The organism is Streptomyces nodosus (assembly GCF_008704995.1).
GTDB lineage: Bacteria > Actinomycetota > Actinomycetes > Streptomycetales > Streptomycetaceae > Streptomyces > Streptomyces nodosus.
In genome coordinates this window covers 6673871-6694756 of record NZ_CP023747.1, presented here as the reverse complement: position 1 = coordinate 6694756, position 20886 = coordinate 6673871, and the positions used below count along the sequence as shown (strand labels likewise).

Annotated in this window: 18 protein-coding genes; all 18 read left to right on the top strand. The window is 71.7% G+C overall.

The genetic code is table 11. The annotated features are described in order from the left end of the window. A complete protein-coding gene (locus CP978_RS29765; RefSeq protein ID WP_043445941.1) occupies window positions 1-1986 on the top strand; it encodes an SDR family oxidoreductase in 1986 nt (661 codons plus the stop codon). Continuing rightward, the gene (locus CP978_RS29760) at window positions 1983-3218 is read left to right on the top strand and encodes an MFS transporter (protein WP_227745506.1); all 1236 of its coding nucleotides are present in this window, start codon (window positions 1983-1985) and stop codon (window positions 3216-3218) included. Before CP978_RS29765 ends, CP978_RS29760 begins: the two co-directional genes overlap by 4 nt. A gap of 80 nt (window positions 3219-3298) precedes the next feature. Next, window positions 3299-4591: an activator-dependent family glycosyltransferase gene (locus tag CP978_RS29755; RefSeq protein WP_043445934.1), complete on the top strand. Its 1293-nt coding sequence runs from the start codon at window positions 3299-3301 to the stop codon at window positions 4589-4591. 36 nt (window positions 4592-4627) lie between these two features. Beyond that, window positions 4628-5824, top strand: coding sequence for a nucleotide disphospho-sugar-binding domain-containing protein (locus CP978_RS29750; RefSeq protein WP_043445931.1), 1197 nt, complete (start codon window positions 4628-4630; stop codon window positions 5822-5824). Further along, a complete protein-coding gene (locus CP978_RS29745; RefSeq protein ID WP_174498694.1) occupies window positions 5824-6405 on the top strand; it encodes a dTDP-4-dehydrorhamnose 3,5-epimerase family protein in 582 nt (193 codons plus the stop codon). Before CP978_RS29750 ends, CP978_RS29745 begins: the two co-directional genes overlap by 1 nt. 2 nt (window positions 6406-6407) lie before the next feature. Next, window positions 6408-7535: a nucleotide disphospho-sugar-binding domain-containing protein gene (locus tag CP978_RS29740; protein WP_079162377.1), complete on the top strand. Its 1128-nt coding sequence runs from the start codon at window positions 6408-6410 to the stop codon at window positions 7533-7535. A 26-nt stretch (window positions 7536-7561) separates the two neighbouring features. Beyond that, window positions 7562-8629, top strand: coding sequence for a glucose-1-phosphate thymidylyltransferase (locus CP978_RS29735; RefSeq protein ID WP_043445922.1), 1068 nt, complete (start codon window positions 7562-7564; stop codon window positions 8627-8629). Continuing rightward, complete coding sequence (gene rfbB, locus CP978_RS29730; RefSeq protein WP_043445919.1) at window positions 8626-9609, top strand: dTDP-glucose 4,6-dehydratase; 984 nt, start codon at window positions 8626-8628, stop codon at window positions 9607-9609. The genes CP978_RS29735 and rfbB overlap by 4 nt, the downstream gene beginning before the upstream one ends. Continuing rightward, window positions 9599-10657, top strand: a complete 1059-nt coding sequence (locus tag CP978_RS29725; protein WP_052454369.1) for an NAD-dependent epimerase/dehydratase family protein — start codon at window positions 9599-9601, stop codon at window positions 10655-10657. The genes rfbB and CP978_RS29725 overlap by 11 nt, the downstream gene beginning before the upstream one ends. Next, window positions 10654-11958 carry a lipopolysaccharide biosynthesis protein RfbH gene (gene rfbH, locus CP978_RS29720; RefSeq protein ID WP_043445916.1) on the top strand — a complete coding sequence of 435 codons (1305 nt, stop codon included), beginning with the start codon at window positions 10654-10656 and terminating at the stop codon, window positions 11956-11958. The genes CP978_RS29725 and rfbH overlap by 4 nt, the downstream gene beginning before the upstream one ends. A 43-nt stretch (window positions 11959-12001) precedes the next feature. Then, window positions 12002-12748 carry an NAD-dependent epimerase/dehydratase family protein gene (locus CP978_RS29715; protein WP_043445913.1) on the top strand — a complete coding sequence of 249 codons (747 nt, stop codon included), beginning with the start codon at window positions 12002-12004 and terminating at the stop codon, window positions 12746-12748. Window positions 12749-13046: 298 nt separating this feature from the next. Then, a complete protein-coding gene (locus tag CP978_RS29710; protein ID WP_043445910.1) occupies window positions 13047-14447 on the top strand; it encodes an NDP-hexose 2,3-dehydratase family protein in 1401 nt (466 codons plus the stop codon). After that, window positions 14444-15403: a Gfo/Idh/MocA family protein gene (locus CP978_RS29705; protein WP_043445908.1), complete on the top strand. Its 960-nt coding sequence runs from the start codon at window positions 14444-14446 to the stop codon at window positions 15401-15403. The genes CP978_RS29710 and CP978_RS29705 overlap by 4 nt, the downstream gene beginning before the upstream one ends. A gap of 44 nt (window positions 15404-15447) precedes the next feature. Continuing rightward, entirely contained in the window at window positions 15448-16233 is a 786-nt protein-coding gene (locus tag CP978_RS29700; protein ID WP_052454368.1) for a 4'-phosphopantetheinyl transferase family protein, read from the top strand. Further along, window positions 16230-17822 (top strand): acyl-CoA carboxylase subunit beta, encoded by a 1593-nt coding sequence (locus CP978_RS29695; protein WP_043445905.1) that lies wholly within the window; start codon window positions 16230-16232, stop codon window positions 17820-17822. The genes CP978_RS29700 and CP978_RS29695 overlap by 4 nt, the downstream gene beginning before the upstream one ends. 58 nt (window positions 17823-17880) lie before the next feature. Continuing rightward, window positions 17881-18528 carry a DsbA family oxidoreductase gene (locus tag CP978_RS29690; RefSeq protein WP_043449814.1) on the top strand — a complete coding sequence of 216 codons (648 nt, stop codon included), beginning with the start codon at window positions 17881-17883 and terminating at the stop codon, window positions 18526-18528. A 167-nt stretch (window positions 18529-18695) separates the two neighbouring features. Further along, window positions 18696-20279, top strand: a complete 1584-nt coding sequence (locus CP978_RS29685) for an FAD-binding oxidoreductase (protein ID WP_079162375.1) — start codon at window positions 18696-18698, stop codon at window positions 20277-20279. A gap of 115 nt (window positions 20280-20394) precedes the next feature. Beyond that, the gene (locus CP978_RS29680; RefSeq protein WP_052454367.1) at window positions 20395-20832 is read left to right on the top strand and encodes a DUF6069 family protein; all 438 of its coding nucleotides are present in this window, start codon (window positions 20395-20397) and stop codon (window positions 20830-20832) included. Window positions 20833-20886: the final 54 nt, after the last annotated feature.

Below are 20886 nucleotides of genomic sequence, written 5' to 3'. Positions count from 1 at the left end.
ATGGCCGCGCTCGACACCGATGTGCTCGTCGTCGGCGCCGGACCGGTCGGCCTGCTGCTCGCCGGGGAGCTGCGCACCGGCGGGGCGCGGGTGACCGTGCTGGAGAAGCTGACCGAGCCCACCGCCGAGTCGCGGGCGTCGATCCTGCACGCCCGCACCATGGAACTGCTGCACGAGCGGGGCCTGGTCGAACGGCTCGGGCCCCCGCCGGACGCCGGGCCCGGCCACTTCGGCGGTATCCTCCTCGCCCTGACCGAAGCCGGCGACAGTCCGTACGCCGGCCAGTGGAAGGCGCCGCAGACCCGCGTCGAGGCCGTTCTCGCGGACTGGGCGACCGGGCTCGGCGCCGAGGTGCGACGCGGACACACGGTGACCGGTCTGGTCGAGGCGTCCGACCAGGTGCACGTCGTCGCGACCACGTCGGCGGGTGAGCGGCTACGGCTGAGCGCCGCGTACGTCGTGGGCTGCGACGGCGAGGAGAGCGCCGTACGGCGGCTCGGCGGCTTCGAGTTCCCCGGTGCCGGTCCCACCAGGGAGCTGCTGCGCGCGGACCTGGCGGGCATCGACCTGCGGGAGCGGCGCTTCGAGCGGCACGCGAACGGGGTGGCCAACGCCCGCCGCGGACCGGACGGCGTCACCCGCATCATGGTGCACGCGTTCGACCGGGCACCCGGGGAGTCGAAGACCCCCTCGTTCGAGGAGGTCCGCGCGGTGTGGGCCCACGTCACCGGCGAGGACCTCGGCGGCGCCGAGCCGGTCTGGCTCAACGCGTTCCACAACGCCAGGCGGCAGGCCGCCCGTTACCGCATCGGCCGGGTGTTCCTCGCCGGGGACGCCGCCCATGTCCAGCTGCCGGTGGGCGGGCAGGCCCTCAACCTCGGCCTGCAAGACGCGGCGGACCTCGGCGGAAAGCTCGCCGCACATCTCGCCGGCCAGGCCGGCGAGGAACTGCTCGACACCTACCACTCCGTCCGCCACCCGGTGGGCGCACGCGTGCTCGGCAACATCGAGGCCCAGGCCCAGCTGCTGTTCGGCGGGCCCGAAGTGGATGGCGTGCGGACGGTGTTCCGGGAACTGCTCGGGATCCCGTCGGCCCGCCGCCACCTCGCCGCGATGATCAGCGGGCTCGACGGCGGCGGCCCTGCCGTGACGGAGCCCGGCCGCCCAGCGGCTCCCGGCGCTCGCCGACCGAATCGTCAGCACACGACGCACAGGAGGACCACCATGGGCAAACTGACCGGAAAGACCGCGCTCGTCACCGGCTCCAGCCGCGGCATCGGCCGGGCCACGGCGATCCGGCTGGCCCGCGAGGGGGCGCTCGTCGCGGTGCACTGCTCCAGCAACCGCGAGGCCGCCGACGACACCGTCACCGCCATCGAGAAGGAGGGCGGCCGGGGCTTCTCGGTGCTGGCCAAACTCGGGGTGCCCGGCGACGTCCACGAGCTCTTCCTGGCCCTGGAGCGGGAGCTGAAGGAGCGCACCGGCGCCGTCACCCTCGATGTCCTGGTGAACAACGCAGGCGTCATGGGCGGCGTGGCCCCCGAGAGCCTCACGCCCGAGGCGTTCGACCGGCTCTTCGCCGTCAACGCCAAGGCGCCGTACTTCCTCGTGCAGCGCGCGCTGGACAACCTCCCCGACGGCGGCCGGGTCATCAACATCTCCTCCGGGCTGACCAGGGTCGCCAACCCGCAGGAGGTGGCGTACGCGATGACCAAGGGCGCCGTCGACCAGCTCACCCTGCACTTCGCCAAACACCTCGGCCCCCGCGGTATCACCGTGAACAGCGTGGGCCCGGGCATCACCGACAACGGCACACCGATCTTCGACGACCCGGAGGCGGTGGCGGCCATGGCGAACTACTCGGTCTTCGGACGGGTCGGCGAGACACGGGACGTCGCCGACGTGGTGGCCTTCCTCGCGAGCGACGACTCCCGCTGGATCACCGGCTCCTATCTGGACGCCAGCGGCGGCACGCTGCTCGGTTGAGCGGGCGGACGGCCGAGCCGATGACGACGCTCTCCTCACACGCCTCCCCCCGCAACGGCGTTGGACGGCGGGCCCTGCTCTTCGTGCTCGCCGGCAACATGCTCATCGACGCCCTCGAGGTCTCCGTCATGCTGGTCGCCCTGCCGGCGCTGGGGCGGGACCTCGGGCTCTCGATGCTAGGCAGCCAGTGGGTGATGAGCGGCTTCGCCGCCGGCTTCGCGGCGCTGCTGCTGCTCGGCCCGCGTCTCGTCGCCCGGTGGGGCCGGCGGCGTGTGTACCTGGCCTCGCTGCCGGTGTTCATCGCCGCCTCGATGGCCGGCGGTCTCGCCCACCAGGGCGCGGTGCTGGTCGCCACCAGGGTGGTGAAGGGCATGTGCGCCGCGCTCACCGCGCCCACCGGGCTCGCGATCATCAGCACCACGTTCCGGCCGGGGGCCGAGCAGCGCCGGGCGGTGTCGGTGTACTCGCTCTTCGGGGCGGCCGGGTTCACCGCGGGACTGCTGTGCTCGGGGGCGCTCACCGAACTGAGCTGGCGCTGGAACCCGGTGTTCCCGGCCCCGGTCGCCCTGCTGTTGCTGGTGGCCGGGGCCCGGCTGATCCCGCGCGATACGGCGCCGGCGCCCGCCGCGCCGCTCGGGGCGACCCTGGCGCGGCTGATGCGCAACGGTCCGTTCCGGCGCTCGGCGGTGTGCGCGGCCGCGCTCAACGGCACGTATCTGGGCCTGCTGATGCTGCTCGCCCACCGGCTGCACGACCCGTGGGGGTGGAGCTCCTGGCGCACGGCGCTCGCGTTCCTGCCGGCCTGCCTGCCCCTGGCTCTCGCGCTGCCCTTCGCAGGACGGATGGTGGCGCGCTTCGGCACCGAACGGCTGATCAGGGCCGGAAGCTGTGCCGCGGCGCTCGGCTGCGTGACCGCCCTGCTCACCGGGACGCCCGCGACGTACGCCACCGGAGTGCTGCCCGCACTGCTGCTGGTGGAGGCCGGCTTCGTGCTGTCCTTCGCGGCCCTCAACCTCCAGGCCACGGCCGGGATCGCGGCCGAGCACCGGGCCGCCGCGGTGCCGGTCTACCAGACGGCCGTACAGCTCGGGGCGGTGCTCGCGCTGCCGGCCGCGGCCGCGTCCTCCGGCGGCGGATACCGGGGCGCGCTGGCGTTTCTCACCGCCGTGTCGGCGACGGGCGCGCTCGTCGCCTGCACGGCCCGCACCCGCGGGGGCGACGCCGCGCCCTGACGGCGCGGGTCCGCACGCACCCCGGGCCCATCTCCCACCGGCACACCCCGGTGCACCCGAACACGAACGGAGTTTCAACGATGCGTGTCCTGTTCACCATCTTCCCGGCGACGGCACACCTGTATCCCGTCGTGCCGCTGGCCTGGGCGCTGCAGAGCGCCGGGCACGAGGTCGTCGTGGCGAGCCATGCGGGCGTCGTGGACCCGGGGGTGATCGCGAACATAGGCGCGGCCGGGCTCACGGCCGTACCGCTCGGTTCGCCGGAGGAGCTGCCGGAAGCCCTGAGCAAGAACACGGGGGACAACAAGCCGAACCGCCCCTCGCTCGCTTTCGACGCGTTCGAACCGGAGGAGTCGGAGGGCTGGCGCACGGCGCGCGCGATCCTCACCGGAATGTTCCGGATGCACTACCCCGAGCCCGCGGAGCCGGGCGGCCGCAGGCCCGTGCTGGACAACCTGGTCGACTTCGCCCGCGCCTGGCAGCCCGATCTGGTGCTGTGGGACCCACTGATGTTCCCCGCCCCCGTCGCCGCGCGGGTCAGCGGGGCCGCACACGCCCGCCTGGTCTGGGGCACCGACAACATCGCCCTGATCCACGAGCGGACGAAGCGGGAACTGGCGCGGCCGGACGCCGAGTTGACCGAGCACCCCTGGGCGAGCTGGTACGGCCCGATACTGGAGCAGTACGGGCTGGACTTCAACGACGAGATGCTGCTCGGCCAGTGGACCCTGGACCTGACCCAGTCCAGGATGCGGCTGCCGCTCGACCTCACGCACGTCCCGGTGCGGCGGGTCCCCTACACCGGCGCGGCCGCCCTCCCGGCCTGGCTGCACCACCGGCCCGAACGTCCGCGCGTGGTGCTCACCCTGGGGGTGAGCCGCCGCAAGCTCTTCGGCAAGTACAGCGGCTTCCCCATGCGCGAGTTCTTCGACTCGGTGTCCGCCCTGGACGTCGAGGTCGTCGCCACCCTCAACTGCGAGCAGCTCGCCGCGGTCGGCACCGTGCCCGACAACGTCCGCACGGTCGAGTACGTGCCGCTCAACCAGGTCCTGCCGACCAGTTCGGCGATCATCCACCACGGCGGGGGCGGGACGTTCTCCGCCGCCGTCAACTTCCAGGTGCCCCAGCTCGTGGTGCCGCTGCCGATGTGGGACGAGATGGTCACCGCCCGGTACGTCGAGGACATGGGGGCGGGTCTGGTCGCCGATCCCGAGACTCTGGACGTCGCGGGACTGCACAAGCAACTCGTACGGCTCCTGCAGGACCCGTCGTTCTCCCTCGGCGCCCGCCGTCTGTACGACGAGATGCTGGCCGCGCCCGCGCCGAAGGACATCGTGCCCCTGCTGGAGCGCCTGACCGCCGAGCGCCGCTGAACGCGCCCGTACAGGCCGGAAAGGACTGTCCGTCAGATGCGCGTACTGGTGATCACCACCCCTGTACCGTCCCATTACCTGCCCCTGGTGCCCCTGCTGTGGGCGCTGCGGTCGGCCGGCCACGAGGTGACGGTGCTCTGCCAGCCCGATGTGGTGGGCGCGGTCCGGGCTTCCGGGCTCACCGCTGTCGAGGTGGGCAAGTCGTTCGACGTCGACGCCATGCTGCTGAGGAACCTGCCCGCAGAGCAGCGGCCCCTGCAGGCCCGGCCCCGGCCGGCCCCGGAACTGCTCGGCGGCTACGGCAGGCTGTGGTGGGCCCACGCCGCCGCGCACCTCGGCCACTACACCGCCCTTGCCGACGAGTACGGCCCCGAGCTGATCGTGGCCGACCCGCTGGAGTACTGCTCCCTGATCATCAGCGCCCGGCTGGGTGTGCCGGTGGTGCACCACCGGTGGACGGTAGACGCGCTCTCCGGCCCCGCCCGGCGCTTCGTGCGCGCCGACGTCCCGAAGCCGGCGGGGCGCCCCGGGCCGGTCGCGCTGCCGGACCCGACCGTGCTGCTCGACCCGTGCCCGCCGGGCCTGCGGATACCGGACGGCGAGGCGGGCGTGCCGATCAGGTACGTGCCCTACAGCGGCGGCGCCGAGACGCCGGCCTGGGTGCGGGCGGACCCCGGCCCGGGAGCCGGGCGGCGACGGGTCGCCGTCTCGCTCGGCAACACGCCGGCCCTGCACGGCGAGCCCTTCATCCGCGGCCTGCTGCACGCCCTCGCCGCCTGCCGTGACACCGAGATCCTTGTCACGCTGCCGCGGCCGTACCGCGCGGGGGTCGGGCCGCTGCCGGGGAACGTGACGGTCGTCGACCCGGTGCCCCTGCACCTGTTCCTCGGGACCTGCGACGCGATGGTCCACCACGGCGGTGCCGGCACGGCGATGACCGCCACCGCGTTCGGACTGCCGCAGCTGGTGCTGCCGCAGCTGGCGGACCACTTCCCGCTGGCCGACCGGCTCACCGAGACCGGTGCCGGACTGTCCTTCGATACCCCGGACCGGCAGGACGACCCACGGATCGTCGGCCAGGCCCTGGACGAGCTGCTGTCCGACCCGCGCTACGCCGGGTCAGCCCGCCGGCTGGGCGCGGAGATGGCCGCGATGCCGTCCCCCGCCGACGTGGCCGCCGATCTGGAGCGACGGTCGCGAGCAGCCACCGAACCGAGAGAGGCGAGCGTGTAGTGCGCATCGAGGAAATGACCCTGCCCGGGACCTACCTGATCACGCCCGACCAGATTCCGGACGAGCGCGGGGCGTTCTACGAGGCCTTCCGCAGCGACGTGCTGGAGAGCGTGACCGGGGCCGCCTTCCGGCCCCGGCAGATCAACTACTCCGTGTCGAGACGGCACACCCTGCGCGGGATCCACAGTGTGCGCATACCGCCCGGGCAGGCCAAGTACGTCACCTGCGTCCGCGGGGCGCTGCGCGACCTCGTGGTGGACCTGCGGATCGGCTCCCCGACCTTCGGCGAGCACCAGGTCAGCGAACTGGACGCGAGCTCCGGCAGGTCCGTCTACGTCCCCGAGGGCGTGGGCCACGGATTCCTGGCGCTCACCGACGACGCCTGCATCTGCTACGTCGTCTCCACCGCGTACGTGCCGGGCACCCAGATCGACATCAACCCGCTCGATCCGGATCTCGCGCTGCCCTGGAACTGCCCGGAGACGCCCCTCATCTCGGACAAGGACGCGAAGGCGCCGACCGTGGCCGAGGCCGTACGGGCAGACCTCCTGCCCCGATTCAGCAAGGCGGGAACACCGTGAGAATGCTCTTCGTGGCGGCGGGCAGCCCGGCGACGGTGTTCGCCCTGGCCCCGCTGGCCACCGCCGCCCGCAACGCGGGTCACCAGGTCGTCATGGCCGCGAACGACGACATGGTTCCGGTCATCACCGCCTCGGGCCTGCCGGGCATCGCGACCACCGATCTGCCGATCCGGCACTTCATCACCACGGACCGGGCCGGCAACCCCGAGGAGATCCCCTCCGATCCGGTCGAGCAGGCGCTCTTCACCGGGCGCTGGTTCGCGCGCATGGCCGCCTCCAGCCTGCCGCGGATGCTTGAGTTCTGCCGCGCCTGGCGGCCCGACCTGATCGTCGGCGGCACGATGAGCTACGTCGCCCCGCTGCTGGCCCTGCACCTCGGCGTGCCGCATGTGCGCCAGACCTGGGACGCCATCGAGGCCGACGGCATCCATCCCGGCGCGGACGCCGAACTCCGTCCGGAACTCGCGGAGTTCGACCTCGACCGGCTGCCCTTACCCGATGTGTTCGTGGACATCTGCCCGCCGAGCCTGCGGCCGGCCGGCGCCGCCCCGGCCCAGCCGATGCGGTACGTCCCGGCCAACGCCCAGCGGCGGCTGGAGCCCTGGATGTACCGCCGGGGCGAGCGCCGCCGCGTCCTGGTGACGTCCGGGAGCCGGGTCGCCAAGGAGAGCTACGACAAGAACTTCGAATTCCTGCGCGGCCTCGCCAAGGACGTCGCCGCCTGGGACGTCGAGCTGATCGTCGCCGCGCCGGAAGCGGTCGCCGACGCCCTGCACGACGAACTGCCGGGCATCCGGGCCGGCTGGGCACCGCTCGACGTGGTGGCGCCCACCTGCGATGTGCTCGTGCACCACGGGGGCGGCGTCAGCACCCTGACCGGGCTGAACGCCGGTGTGCCCCAACTGCTCATTCCGCGGGGCGCCGTGCTGGAGAAGCCGGCCCTTCGCGTCGCCGATCACGGGGCAGCGATCACGCTGCTGCCCGGCGAGGACGCGGCCGACGCGATCGCAGACTCCTGTCAGGAACTGCTGTCCAAGGACACCTACGGCGAGCGGGCCCGCGAACTCTCCCGGGAGATCGCCGCCATGCCCTCGCCCGCGAGCGTGGTCGACGCGCTCGAACCGGCATGAATACACGAAACCGAGAGGACCTCTCGATGAAGGCTCTGGTGCTCGCCGGCGGATCTGGTACCCGCCTGCGGCCTTTCAGTTATTCGATGCCCAAACAACTGATCCCCATCGCCAACACACCCGTGCTGGTGCATGTGCTGAACGCCGTCCGGGAGCTGGGCGTGACCGAGGTCGGCGTCATCGTCGGCAACCGCGGCCCCGAGATCGAGGCCGTGCTCGGCGACGGTGCCCGGTTCGGCGTGCGCATCACCTACATCCCCCAGGACGCACCGCGCGGACTGGCCCACACCGTGTCCATCGCCCGCGGCTTCCTCGGCGACGACGACTTCGTGATGTACCTCGGCGACAACATGCTGCCCGACGGAGTCACCGAGATCGCCGAGGAGTTCACCCGGCAGCGCCCGGCCGCCCAGGTCGTCGTGCACAAGGTCCCCGACCCGCGCTCCTTCGGCGTCGCCGAACTCGGCCCCGACGGGGAGGTGCTGCGCCTGGTGGAGAAGCCGTGGCAGCCGCGCAGCGACATGGCCCTGATCGGGGTCTACTTCTTCACCGCCGCCATCCACCAGGCGGTGGCGGCCATCTCGCCCAGCAGCCGCGGCGAACTGGAGATCACCGACGCCGTCCAGTGGTTGGTCACCTCCGGCGCGGACGTGCGCGCCAGCCTCTACGACGGCTACTGGAAGGACACCGGGAGGGTCGAGGACGTCCTTGAGTGCAACAGCCACCTCCTGGACGGCCTGACCCCGCGCGTCGACGGACAGGTCGACGCCGACAGCGTGCTCGTCGGCCGGGTCGTGATCGAGGCGGGGGCGCGCATCGTGCGGTCGCGGGTCGAGGGCCCGGCGATCATCGGCGCGGGCACGGTCCTTCAGGACAGCCAGGTGGGCCCGCACACCTCCATCGGGCGGGACTGCACGGTGACGGACAGCCGGCTGGAGGGCTCCATCGCCCTGGACGAGGCGTCGGTCACCGGCGTGCGCGGCCTGCGCAACTCGCTGATCGGGCGCGCCGCGTCCGTCGGCACCACCGGCCCCGGCACGGGCCATCACTGCCTGGTCGTCGGAGACCACACCCGAGTGGAGGTCGCGGCATGAGGATCCTGGTCACCGGAGCGGCCGGCTTCATCGGCTCGCACTTCGTGCGCAGCCTGCTGGCCGGAAAGTACACCGGCTGGGAGGGCGCCCAGGTCACCGCCCTGGACAAGCTGACCTACGCGGGGAACCGGGAGAACCTGCCCGCCTCGCACGAGCGGCTGGTGTTCGTCCGCGGCGACGTGTGCGACCGCGACCTGCTGCGCGAACTGGTGCCCGGCCACGACGCCGTGGTCCACTTCGCGGCCGAGTCGCACGTCGACCGCTCCCTGGAGGGCGCCGGCGAGTTCTTCCGTACGAACGTCCTGGGCACCCAGACCCTGCTCGACGCCGTGCTGGAGAGCGGCATCGAGCGGGTCGTGCACGTCTCGACGGACGAGGTGTACGGCTCGATCGAGGAGGGCTCCTGGACGGAGGAGTGGCCGCTGCTGCCCAACTCCCCCTACGCCGCCTCGAAGGCCAGCTCGGACCTGGTCGCGCGGGCCTACTGGCGCACCCATGGCGTGGACCTCTCGATCACCCGCTGCTCGAACAACTACGGGCCCTACCAGCACCCCGAGAAGGTCATCCCGCTGTTCGTCACCAACCTCCTGGAGGGCCGCCAGGTCCCGCTGTACGGCGACGGCCGCAACGTCCGCGAGTGGCTGCACGTGGACGACCACTGCCGGGGCATCCACCTGGTGCTCATCGGGGGGCGGCCCGGTGAGATCTACAACATCGGCGGCGGCAACGAGTACAGCAACCTCGCCCTGACCGAGCGGCTGCTGGAGCTGACCGGCGCGGGCGAGGAGATGATCCGCCGCGTCGCGGACCGCAAGGCGCACGACCTGCGCTACTCGATCGACGAGTCGAAGATCCGTGAGGAGCTCGGCTACGCGCCGCAGACCGGCTTCGAGACGGGCCTGGCCGACACGGTCGCCTGGTACCGGGACAACCCCGACTGGTGGAAGGCCGTCAAGCACGGAACGAGCCGTGCGGTCTGAGCACCGGCCGGTGGCCGGCCTCTCGGTCGTGGTCCTCGGCGGCACCGGTTTTCTGGGCCGCCGCATCGGCGCTGCGTGCGCCGCGGACGGCGCCCGGGTGCACCTGGTCTCCCGCAGCGCGCCCGCGGTCCCCGCGCCGGCCGCCGGGCCCGGCGTGTCGGCCGTCGGCCTGGACCTGGTGACGGCGTCGCCGCGGGAGATCGCCGCGGTCCTCGCGGCGGCCGGCGCCGACGTCGTGGTCAACGCGGCCGGCCGGGCCTGGCAGGCCGATGAGGCGCAGATGGCCGCGGGCAACGCCGAACTGGTCGAGCGGGTCCTCGCAGCGCTCGCGGCGCTGCCCGGTCCGCCGGTACGGCTGGTCCAGCTCGGCACGGTCCACGAGTACGGGGCGGGCGCCCCGGACGCCGCCACCTGCGAGGAGCACGAGCCCGTTCCGGTCACCCCGTACGGCCGCACCAAGCTCCAGGGCACGCGGGCCGTGCTGCGCGCCCGGGAGCAGGGGGTGGACGGCGTGGTGCTGCGGCTCGCCAACGTGATCGGCGCCGGGGTTCCCGAGGGCAGTCTCTTCGGCCGGGTCGCGGCCCACCTCGGTGCGGCCGCCCGTGCCGACGCGCGCGGCGAGAAGGCCGCCGAACTGCGTCTTCCGGCGCTGCGCGCGGCCCGCGACCTGGTGGACGCCCGCGACGCGACCGCGGCGGTGCTGGCCGCGATCACCGCGCCGGCGGCGGATGTGGCCGGTCAGGTGATCAACGTGGGCCGTGGCACGGCGGTACCGATGCGCGAGCTGATCCACCGGATGATCACGCTCAGTGGCCTTGAGCTCCCGGTGGCCGAGGCCGCCGAGGGACCGGGCTCACGCACCGACGTCGCGTGGCAGTGCCTGGACGTCTCCCGCGCGCGGCGCCTGCTCGGCTGGCGCCCGCTTCGCAGCCTCGACGACTCCCTGCGCGAGCTGCTCGCCTCCGTACTGCCGCCGGAACACCCCCTACGCGGCACACCACTCGGGATCACGGCCGACGCATCGGCCGAAGAAGGGAAACGATCATGAGCGACCGCAAGGACCTGGTACTCGAAGGCGTCCGCGAGTACCACCGAGAGGCCTCCCCTGCCCAGGAGTTCGTCCCCGGTACGACCGAGATCTGGCCGTCCGGCGCCGTCCTGGACGAGAACGACCGGGCGGCATTGGTGGAGGCGGCGCTGGAGATGCGCATCGCCGCCGGGACCAGCTCGCGCAAGTTCGAGTCGGCCTTCGCCCGGCGCCTCAAGCGCCGCAAGGCCCATCTCACGAACTCCGGTTCGTCGGCCAATCTGCTGGCCGTGTCGGCCCTCACCTCGCACACCCTGGAGGACCGGCGGCTGAAGCCGGGCGACGAGATCATCACCGTCGCGGCGGGCTTCCCGACCACGGTCAACCCGATCCTGCAGAACGGCCTGGTCCCGGTGTTCGTGGACGTGGACCTCACCACCTGCAACGCGACCGCCGACCGGGTGGCGGCGGCGATCGGCCCGAAGACGCGGGCCATCATCATCGCCCACGCGCTCGGCAACCCCTTCGAGGTCACCGAGATCGCCCAGCTCGCCGAGGAGCACGACCTGTTCCTCATCGAGGACAACTGCGACGCGGTCGGCTCGCTGTACGACGGCAAGCTCACCGGCACCTTCGGCGACATGACGACCGTCAGCTTCTATCCGGCCCACCACCTCACCATGGGCGAGGGCGGCTGCGTCCTGACGTCCAACCTCGCCCTGGCCCGGATCGTGGAGTCGCTGCGGGACTGGGGCCGGGACTGCTGGTGCGAGCCGGGCGAGAACGACCGGTGCCTGAAGCGGTTCAAGTACCAGATGGGCACGCTGCCGGCCGGCTACGACCACAAGTACATCTTCTCGCACGTCGGTTACAACCTGAAGGCCACCGACATCCAGGCCGCACTCGGTCTGACCCAGCTCGCCAAGCTGGACTCCTTCATCGAGGCGAGGCAGCGCAACTGGCGGCGCCTGCGGGAGGGCCTGGACGGGGTTCCGGGGCTGCTGCTGCCCGAGCCCACCCCGCGCTCCGAGCCGAGCTGGTTCGGCTTCGTGATCACCGTGGACCCCGAGGCGCCGTTCCGCCGCGCCGAACTCGTGGACTTCCTGGAGGAGCGCAAGATCGGCACCCGCCGGCTGTTCGCGGGCAACCTGACCCGCCACCCGGCCTACATCGACCAGCCGCACCGGATCGTGGGCGAGCTGACCAACAGCGACCTCATCACCGAGCACACCTTCTGGATCGGGGTCTACCCGGCACTCACCGACGAGATGCTGGACTACGTCACAGCCTCGATCAAGGAGTTCGTGGCCGCGCGCGGCTGAGCTGAACGGTCCTCCTACTCCCCAGAGATCGGGACAACGACGTATGGACATTGTGGGAACCGGTTTTCTGGCGCGGAACCTGCGTCCGCTGGCCGGCCGCCATCCGGACACCGTGGCCCTGGCGGCGGGGGTGTCGTGGGCGAGCGGCACCTCGGACGCGGATTTCGCCCGCGAGGCCGCGCTGGTGGGCGAGGTCGCGAAGCGGTGCGCGGACGAGGGGCGGCGGCTGCTGTTCTTCTCCACCGCGGCGACCGGGATGTACGGGCTCGCCGAGGGGCCCGGCAGGGAGGACGTCCCGGTGACGCCCTGCACCCCCTACGGCGCGCACAAACTCGCCCTGGAGGAACTGCTGCGCGGCACCGGGGCCGACCATGTCATCCTCCGGCTGGGACATCTGGTCGGCCCCCACCAGCCCGAGCACCAGCTGCTGCCCACGCTGGTGCGGCAGTTGCGCGAGGGCGTGGTCCGCGTGCACCGGGGCGCGGCCCGCGACCTGATCGACGTCGGCGACGTCATCACCGTCGTCGACCGCCTGCTCGCCACGGACCTGCGGGCCGAGACGGTCAACGTGGCATCCGGCTTCGCGGTGCCGGTGGAGGACATCGTCGACCATCTCGCGAAGGCCCTCGGACTCAGGGCGCGCAGGGAGTACCACGACACGGGCGTCCGCCAGCACGTCATCTCCACCGAGAGGCTGCGGGCCCTGGTTCCGCAGGTCGCGGAGATGGGCTTCGGGCCCGACTACTACCGGCGGATCCTCGGCGACTTCACGGCATCCGTGTACGTCTGACAAGGGAAACGCCCCCCGAGGCGTACTCGGACGCCGCGCCCGACGACGCCACGTTCCCGCCGAACTCCCTGATCGTCTCGGCCGGCCCGGAGAGCCCATGTCCACGTGCCGGCCGTCGGCAGTGCGGGTCCCCCCGGAAGCACCCGGTACGCCGCGCCGGTTCGGCCGAAGGACGCCACGGACGGCAACAGACGCGTCAAGAAGGGCATGTTCGGCATCGACGACATCGGATGAGCCACAGGCCGCACACATCAGACATATCCCAGCCATCACCGCATCGAACACAAGGAGTTCTCCGATGCCGCCTCACACCCTTCAGCCGCGCGAAGACGTGAAGCTGCTGGCGGACCGGCTCGCGCTGTCGGCCGCCACCACCCGGGGCGTACACCTGACGACCGCCGGCTTCGCCGACTGGCTCGCCGAGCGGGGCCGCGCCAACGCCTTCCGCGTGGACCGGATCCCCTTCGCCCGCCTGGACGGCTGGTCGTTCCACGACACCACCGGCAACCTGGAGCACCGCAGCGGCCGCTTCTTCACGGTCGAGGGCCTGCACGTCACCGAGCGGGGCGCTCCTTACGGCGACGGCCCGCACGCCGAATGGCACCAGCCCATCATCAAGCAGCCCGAAGTCGGCATCCTGGGCATCCTCGGCAAGGAGTTCGACGGCGTCCTGCACTTCCTGATGCAGGCGAAGATGGAGCCCGGCAACCCGAACCTGCTCCAGCTGTCCCCGACCGTGCAGGCCACCCGCAGCAACTACACCAAGGCCCACAAGGGCGCGGACGTGAAGTACCTCGAGCACTTCGTCGGTCCGGGCCGCGGCCGGGTCGTCGCGGACGTCCTGCAGTCCGAGCACGGTTCGTGGTTCTTCCACAAGTCCAACCGCAACATGATCGTGCTGACCGACGACGACGTGCCGCTCCTCGACGACTTCTGCTGGCTCACCCTCGGGCAGATAGCGGAACTCCTGCACCGGGACAATGTCGTCAACATGGACTCGCGTACGGTCCTGTCCTGCCTGCCCGTCCCGGAAACGGCGTCCGGCGCCCTGCTGTCCGACGCCCAGTTGCTGTCCTGGATCACCACCGAGCGCTCCCGGCACGACGTGCACGCCGAGCGCGTACCGCTGGCGGGACTGCCCGGCTGGCGGCGCGACGAGATGACCGTCGAGCACGAGGAAGGCCGCTACTTCAAGGTGGTGGCGGTCAACGTGCAGGCCGGCAACCGCGAAGTCACCGGTTGGACCCAGCCGCTGTTCGAGCCGGTGGGCCTGGGCGTCACCGCGTTCCTCATCCGCACGTTCGACGACGTCCCCCATGTCCTGGTGCACGCCCGGGTCGAGGGCGGTTTCCTGGACACCGTCGAACTGGGCCCCACGGTCCAGTACACACCCGAAAACTACGCGCACCTGCCTGCGGCGGAACGCCCGTCGTTCCTCGACACCGTGCTCGCGGCGCCGGCGCACCGCATCCGGTACGAGGCCGTGCACTCGGAGGAGGGGGGCCGGTTCCTCGACGCCGAGAGCCGGTACCTGATCGTCGACGCCGGCGACCACGACGTCCCGCTCGATCCGCCGGCCGGCTACGCCTGGGTCACACCGGACCAGCTCACCTGGCTGGTGCGCCACGGCCACTACCTCAATGTCCAGGCCCGCACACTCCTGGCCTGCCTCAACGCCACCACGGCAAACCCCCGATGAGCGCGCCGGTACGGATCGGGGTGCTCGGCTGCGCGGACATCGCGGTGCGGCGGATGCTGCCCGCGTTCGCCGCCTCCCCCGGTCTGGAGCTCGCCGCGGTCGCCAGCCGCGACCGGGCCAGGGCCGAGCAGGTCGGCCGCCGCTTCGGCTGCCGACCCGTCCAGGGCTACGACGCACTGCTGGACGTCGACGACATCCAGGCCGTGTACGTGCCCCTGCCGGCGGCGCTGCACGCCCCGTGGGTGGAGTCGGCGCTGAACGCGGGCAAGCACGTCCTGGCCGAGAAGCCCCTGACCATGGACCCGGAGAGCACCGAGCGGCTCCTGGACCTCGCCGCGAAGCGGGGTGTGGCCCTGATGGAGAACGTCATGTTCGTCCATCATCCCCGGCACGAGACGGTACGGCGCCTGATCGCCGACGGGCGGATCGGCGAACTCCGTGTATTGCGCGCGGAGTTCGCCATCCCCCCGCTCCCGGGCGACGACATCCGGTACTCTGCCGAGCTCGGCGGCGGCGCGCTGGCGGACGTCGGCCTCTACCCGCTGCGGGCCGCCCTGCACTTCCTGGGCCACGGTCTCGACGTGGTCGGCGCCCGCCTCACCCGGGGCGCCGGGCGGGAGGTCGAGACGTCGGGTGCCGCCCTGCTGGCCACTCCCGGCGGGGTCACCGCTCACCTCACGTTCGGCATGGAGCACGCCTATGCCTCCCGGTACGAGCTGTGGGGCAGCGAGGGCCGGATCACCGTGGACCGGGCCTTCACCCCGCCGGCGGACTTCGTGCCCGCGATCGGACTGCACCGGGGCAGCGAGACGGAGGAGATCCGGCTGGAGTCCGCCGATCAGGTCGCGGCCACGGTCGCCGCGTTCGTCACCGCCGTCCGCGCCGGGGCCGCCCCGCGCGCGGACACCCTGCGGCAGGCCGTCCTGCTGGACGACGTGCGCCGCCGCTCCACATGACGGCCGCCCCCCTCTGGAGTGAACTCCATCCGGATGAAGACGAATTGGCGCTGTGGCTGTTGACGCCGCCCGAGCAGGGACCGCTCGCGTTCGGCGAGCTCGACGAGACCGAGCGGCGCCGCGCGAACGCCTTCCGGCGGCGCGGCGACCGCGCGTTGTACGTGGCCGCGCACATCGCGCTGCGCCGGCTGCTGGGCGGGTACCTGCGGACGCCACCGACGGAGCTGGCGTTCGCCCGGGCGGACTGCCCCCGGTGCGGCGGTCCGCACGGCCGCCCGGTGCTGGCCGGCGCCGGGCCCGACGCCCCGCACTTCTCACTGTCGCACAGCCGGGGCGCGGTGCTCGTCGGTGTGGCCCGCGCACCGGTGGGTGTCGACGTCGAGAGGCTGCCGGGCCCGGAGCGGGTCGACGTCTGCCGCTCGGCCCTCCACCCCTATGAGCAGCAGGAACTGGCGGGCTGCCGGGCGCCGGACCGCCCGGCCTTCTTCGCCCGGCTCTGGGCCCGCAAGGAGGCCTGTCTGAAGGGGATGGGCGTCGGAGTGGGCGGTTGGACGTCCGAGGTGTATCTCGGCGAGGGAGGACCGGACGCCCCGACCCGGCCGAACGGCTGGAGCGTCCTCGACGTACCGTGCGGCCCCGGCCACGCGGCGGCCGCGGCCATCAGGGGACCGGCTCCCCGGACCGCGGTGCACCGGCTCCCGCCCGAGGCGGTGCTCATCGGCGGCCGCGGCCCGGGCCCGGGCCGACGGCGGTCCCCACGGGCCTGTCCTGGTCCTGAACCGATCCTTGTGTTCGATGCGCGTGACGCACGTGAGGAGGAACTCCCATGACCACAGTGGACGACCGGCCCCTGCCCGCGGTCGAGCCCACGGACGCTCGCGGGCGGGTGGCCGAGTTGCACGGGATCCGCGCTCAGGCGCTGGCCGGCCCGAGCGAGAAGGCGACCCAGGCGCAGCACGCCAAGGGCAAGCTGACCGCGCGGGAGCGGATCGAGCTGCTGGTGGACCCGGGTTCCTTCCAGGAGGTCGAGCAGTTGCGCCGGCACCGCGCGAGCGGTTTCGGTCTGGAGACGAAGAAGCCCTACACGGACGGTGTCATCACCGGCTGGGGCACGGTGGAAGGCCGCACGGTCTTCGTCTACGCCCATGACTTCCGTATCTTCGGCGGCGCCCTGGGCGAGGCCCACGCCATGAAGATCCACAAGATCATGGACATGGCCATCGCGGCCGGGGCCCCGCTGGTGTCGCTCAACGACGGCGCCGGCGCCAGGATCCAGGAGGGCGTCTCCGCGCTCGCCGGCTACGGCGGCATCTTCCAGCGCAACACCAAGGCCTCGGGCGTCATCCCGCAGATCTCGGTGATGCTCGGTCCCTGCGCGGGCGGCGCGGCCTACAGCCCCGCCCTGACCGACTTCGTGTTCATGGTCCGCGAGACCTCGCAGATGTTCATCACCGGCCCGGACGTCGTCAAGGCGGTCACCGGCGAGGAGATCACCCAGAACGGCCTCGGCGGCGCGGACGTGCACGCCGAGACCTCCGGTGTGTGCCACTTCGCCTACGACGACGAGGAGACCTGCATCGCGGAGGTCCGCTACCTCCTGTCGCTGCTGCCGCAGAACAACCGCGAGAACCCCCCGCGCGTCGCCACCGGCGACCCGGCGGACCGGCGCGGTGACGTCCTGCTCGACCTGGTCCCGGCCGACGGCAGCCGGCCCTACGACATGACCAAGGTCATCGAGGAGATCGTCGACGACGGCGAGTACCTCGAGGTCCACGAGCGCTGGGCCCGCAACATCATTTGCGCCCTGGCCCGCCTCGACGGCCAGGTCGTCGGCATCGTCGCCAACCAGCCCCAGTCCCTGGCCGGCGTGCTGGACATCGAGGCCTCGGAGAAGGCCGCCCGCTTCGTGCAGATGTGCGATGCGTTCGACATCCCGATCCTCACCCTTCTGGACGTCCCCGGCTTCCTCCCGGGCGTCGACCAGGAACACGGTGGAATCATCCGCCACGGCGCGAAGCTGCTGTACGCCTACTGCAACGCGACCGTGCCCCGGATCTCGCTCATCCTGCGCAAGGCCTACGGCGGGGCATACATCGTCATGGACAGCCAGTCCATCGGTGCCGACCTCACCTACGCCTGGCCGACCAACGAGATCGCCGTGATGGGCGCCGAGGGCGCCGCCAACGTCATCTTCCGGCGTCAGATCGCCGAGGCCGAGGACCCCGAGGCCATGCGGGCCCGCGTGGTCAAGGAGTACAAGTCCGAGCTGATGCACCCCTACTACGCGGCCGAGCGCGGCCTGGTCGACGACGTCATCGACCCCGCCGAGACGCGCGAGATCCTCATCAGGTCGCTCGCGATGCTCCAGTCCAAGCACGCCGAACTGCCCTCCCGCAAACACGGCAATCAGCCACAGTGAAAGGGCACTTGACCGCATCAGCCCAAGGGAGGCGACCCCTGTGGAGAAGCAACCGCCGATGAGCACGACCGTCCGGGTACGGATCGCGCTGGACGTGATCTGCGTCCACTCCTATCTCGGCTACACCCGCTTCACCCGAGCGGCGAACCGGCTGCGCGCCGAGGGCCACCGGGTCCAGGTGGAGTTCCTGCCCTTCGAACTCGCGCCGGGCGCGGGCACCGAAGGACAGCCCCTGCTCCCCGTACTGGAGCAGGTGTTCGGCCCGCAGGCCGTACGGCAGACGCTCCGGTTCGCCGAGCAGGTGGCCGCGGACGGCCTGGAACTCCACTACGAACGCGCCGTGGCCACCGGCACCTTCGAGGCGCACCGGCTCATCGCCCGGGCCGCGCAGCAGGGCAGGGCCGAACAGATGGTGGAGCGCCTCTTCCGCGCCCACTTCACGGACGGACTGCACATCGGCGACCGAGCCACACTCGCCCGGCTCGCCGGGGAGGTCGGTGTCACGCTGAACGACTCCGATGCGGAGCAGCCGGCCGCGGCGACGGCTCCGGAGACGGAGCGGCTGCAAGCCGAACTCGACCGTGTGCGCGGGCTCGGCGTCAGCGGTGTCCCGGTGTTCTTCATCGACGGCGTACCGCCACTGACCGGATCCCAGCCGGAGGCCGCGCTGCTCGCGGCACTCCGCGAGGCGGCGCCGACCGCCTGAAACACCTGACCTGAGTGTCCGGAACCTCAATTTTGGTATCGAGGCACGACAGATCCACGTCAAGCGCGTGGTGACGACTCCCGGGAACTGGTTGGCTGGCGTTCACCCCCGGCACGCATCCGCCCATGCGGTGATTTATCCGCATCCCAGCACAGATAGGGCTCAACATGTTTTCGCGACGCAAGTTTCTGGGCTCCGCGATAGCGGTGGCCGGTGCCACCGCGGGGTTCGCCGCACTGCCCTCCGCTGCCCAGGCCGCCGCCCAGGTCGTCCCGGTGGTGATCGTCAGACCGGGCGACGCCCGGTACGCCGAGCTCACGCACCGCGGTTACAACACCCGGTTCGTGGCCAGCCCGGACGAGATCTGGCTCGTGCACTCCGCCTCCCAGGTGGAGAAGGCGGTGCACCAGGCCATCGCCAAAAACCAGCGCATCACGGTGCGCAGTGGCGGTCACTGCTTCGAGAACCTGGTCGACGACCCCCAGTTCCGGCTCCTCGTCGACATGTCCGAGATGAAGAGCGTCACCTTCGACCCGGCACTGAACGCCTTCGCCGTCGAGGCCGGCGCCCAGCTGGGCGAGGTCTACAAGGCGCTGTACGAGGGCTGGGGCGTCACGGTCCCGGGTGGCGTGTGCCCGGAGGTCGGCGTCGGCGGTCACGTCTCCGGCGGCGGATACGGCCCGCTGTCCCGTCGCTTCGGCCTCGTCGTGGACCACCTGTACGCCATCGAGATCGTCGTGGCGGACAGCCGCGGCAGGGCCTGCACGATCGTCGCCACCCGTGAGGCGAACGACCCGCACCGCGACCTGTGGTGGGCGCACACCGGCGGTGGCGGCGGCGGGTTCGGCATCGTGACGAGGTTCTGGTTCCGTACCCCGGGTGCCACGGGCGGCCCGTCCTCACTGCTGCCCAAGCCGCCCTCGCGGATGCGGGAGACCTTCGTGACCTGGCCCTGGGCACAGCTGACCGAGGCGGACTTCACGCGTCTGGTGATGAACCACGGCGCCTGGCACGCCGCGAACAGCACTCCGGGATCCCCGTACCAGGTGATGCACAGCTCGTTCCAGCTGCACTCGTCGCTCGCGCAGACGATCCAGCTGGAGATCCGTATGGATGCCACGCTGCCGAACACCGCCAAGCTCCACGACGACTACATCAGCGCGGTCTGCGCGGGCGTCGGGGTGCGGCCGACGATCGACATCAAGGAAGGCACATGGCTCGACATCGCCCTGGAGCCGACCGCCAGCTACGGCGCGTACTCACGCCAGAAGTCCATGGGCGGCCATCTGCGCAAGCCGCTGACAGCGACTCAGGTCGGCGCGGTCTACCGCTCGCTGACCGACCCGAACCACAACGGCGTCGGCCTGGTGTACCTGGCGGCGTACGGCTGCCAGATCAACACCCTGTCGTCGTCCGCCAGGGCGATCGCGCAGCGGGACTCCGTCATCAAGCTCTGGTACGCCAACAACTGGTCCGAGCCGGCCGACGACGCGATCGAGGTCGAGTGGCTGCGCACGCTCCGTAAGAACGTCCACGGCGCGACCGGCGGCTTCCCGGTGCCCAACGACCAGCAGGACGGCGGCTACATCAACTACCCGGACGTCGACATGCGCGACCCGGCGCAGAACACGTCCGGGGTGCCCTGGTACTCGCTCATCTGGAAGGGCAACTACCCGAGGCTGCAGCAGGTGAAGAACACCTACGACCCCAAGAACGTCTTCCGGCACGGTCTGTCCCTGGACCCCTCCTGACACACCGCTCGGGCGGTCCGTCCTCGCGTCGGAAGCACACCCCCATCTCGACCAGCACCGCTCCAGGGCCGGGCAGAACCCGCTCCCGGTGCGGCACGACAGCCCGGAGGGCTCCATGACCAGCAGTAACCCCGCCGCCACCAACTCCGCTCCAAGGCGGCGGGCACTGCCCGCGTGGCAGGCCGTGGCAGGGGCCGCCGCCCTCGCCGCGGTCGTCAATCTGATCGTCCTGTACATCGGGGACGCCGCCGGGGCTTCGCTGGCCCTGAAGCTCGACGGCAAGCCCGACGACATCGGCGCCGGCGACGTGATCTTCATGTCCCTCGTCGCGCCGGCGCTCGGCATCACGGCCGTCGTGCTCCTGGCCCGCTGGAAGCCGGTGTTCCTGCGGGTGGGTCAGCTCGTGAGCGGCGCGGTGGCGGTACTCACCGCCATCGGCCCGCTCACCCTGGACACCGACGGCGGCACCGCCGCCACGCTGATCACGATGCACCTGTTCGTCGGCTTCGTCGCGGTGGCCGCGTTGGAAGTGATCCGCCGCTCCCGCGTCTGACACGGGGGATTCACCGGGCGGCCCTACGGAACCCGATTCGGGTTCCGTAGGGCC

Coding starts and splice junctions, on each gene's coding strand:
- rfbH (WP_043445916.1), top strand. CDS start 10,654: ATGAGCGACCGCAAGGACCTGGTACTCGAAGGCGTCCGCGAGTACCAC.
- CP978_RS29680 (WP_052454367.1), top strand. CDS start 20,395: ATGACCAGCAGTAACCCCGCCGCCACCAACTCCGCTCCAAGGCGGCGG.
- rfbB (WP_043445919.1), top strand. CDS start 8,626: ATGAGGATCCTGGTCACCGGAGCGGCCGGCTTCATCGGCTCGCACTTC.
- CP978_RS29735 (WP_043445922.1), top strand. CDS start 7,562: ATGAAGGCTCTGGTGCTCGCCGGCGGATCTGGTACCCGCCTGCGGCCT.
- CP978_RS29750 (WP_043445931.1), top strand. CDS start 4,628: ATGCGCGTACTGGTGATCACCACCCCTGTACCGTCCCATTACCTGCCC.
- CP978_RS29695 (WP_043445905.1), top strand. CDS start 16,230: ATGACCACAGTGGACGACCGGCCCCTGCCCGCGGTCGAGCCCACGGAC.
- CP978_RS29765 (WP_043445941.1), top strand. CDS start 1: ATGGCCGCGCTCGACACCGATGTGCTCGTCGTCGGCGCCGGACCGGTC.
- CP978_RS29710 (WP_043445910.1), top strand. CDS start 13,047: ATGCCGCCTCACACCCTTCAGCCGCGCGAAGACGTGAAGCTGCTGGCG.
- CP978_RS29715 (WP_043445913.1), top strand. CDS start 12,002: ATGGACATTGTGGGAACCGGTTTTCTGGCGCGGAACCTGCGTCCGCTG.
- CP978_RS29690 (WP_043449814.1), top strand. CDS start 17,881: ATGAGCACGACCGTCCGGGTACGGATCGCGCTGGACGTGATCTGCGTC.
- CP978_RS29705 (WP_043445908.1), top strand. CDS start 14,444: ATGAGCGCGCCGGTACGGATCGGGGTGCTCGGCTGCGCGGACATCGCG.
- CP978_RS29755 (WP_043445934.1), top strand. CDS start 3,299: ATGCGTGTCCTGTTCACCATCTTCCCGGCGACGGCACACCTGTATCCC.
- CP978_RS29740 (WP_079162377.1), top strand. CDS start 6,408: ATGCTCTTCGTGGCGGCGGGCAGCCCGGCGACGGTGTTCGCCCTGGCC.
- CP978_RS29685 (WP_079162375.1), top strand. CDS start 18,696: ATGTTTTCGCGACGCAAGTTTCTGGGCTCCGCGATAGCGGTGGCCGGT.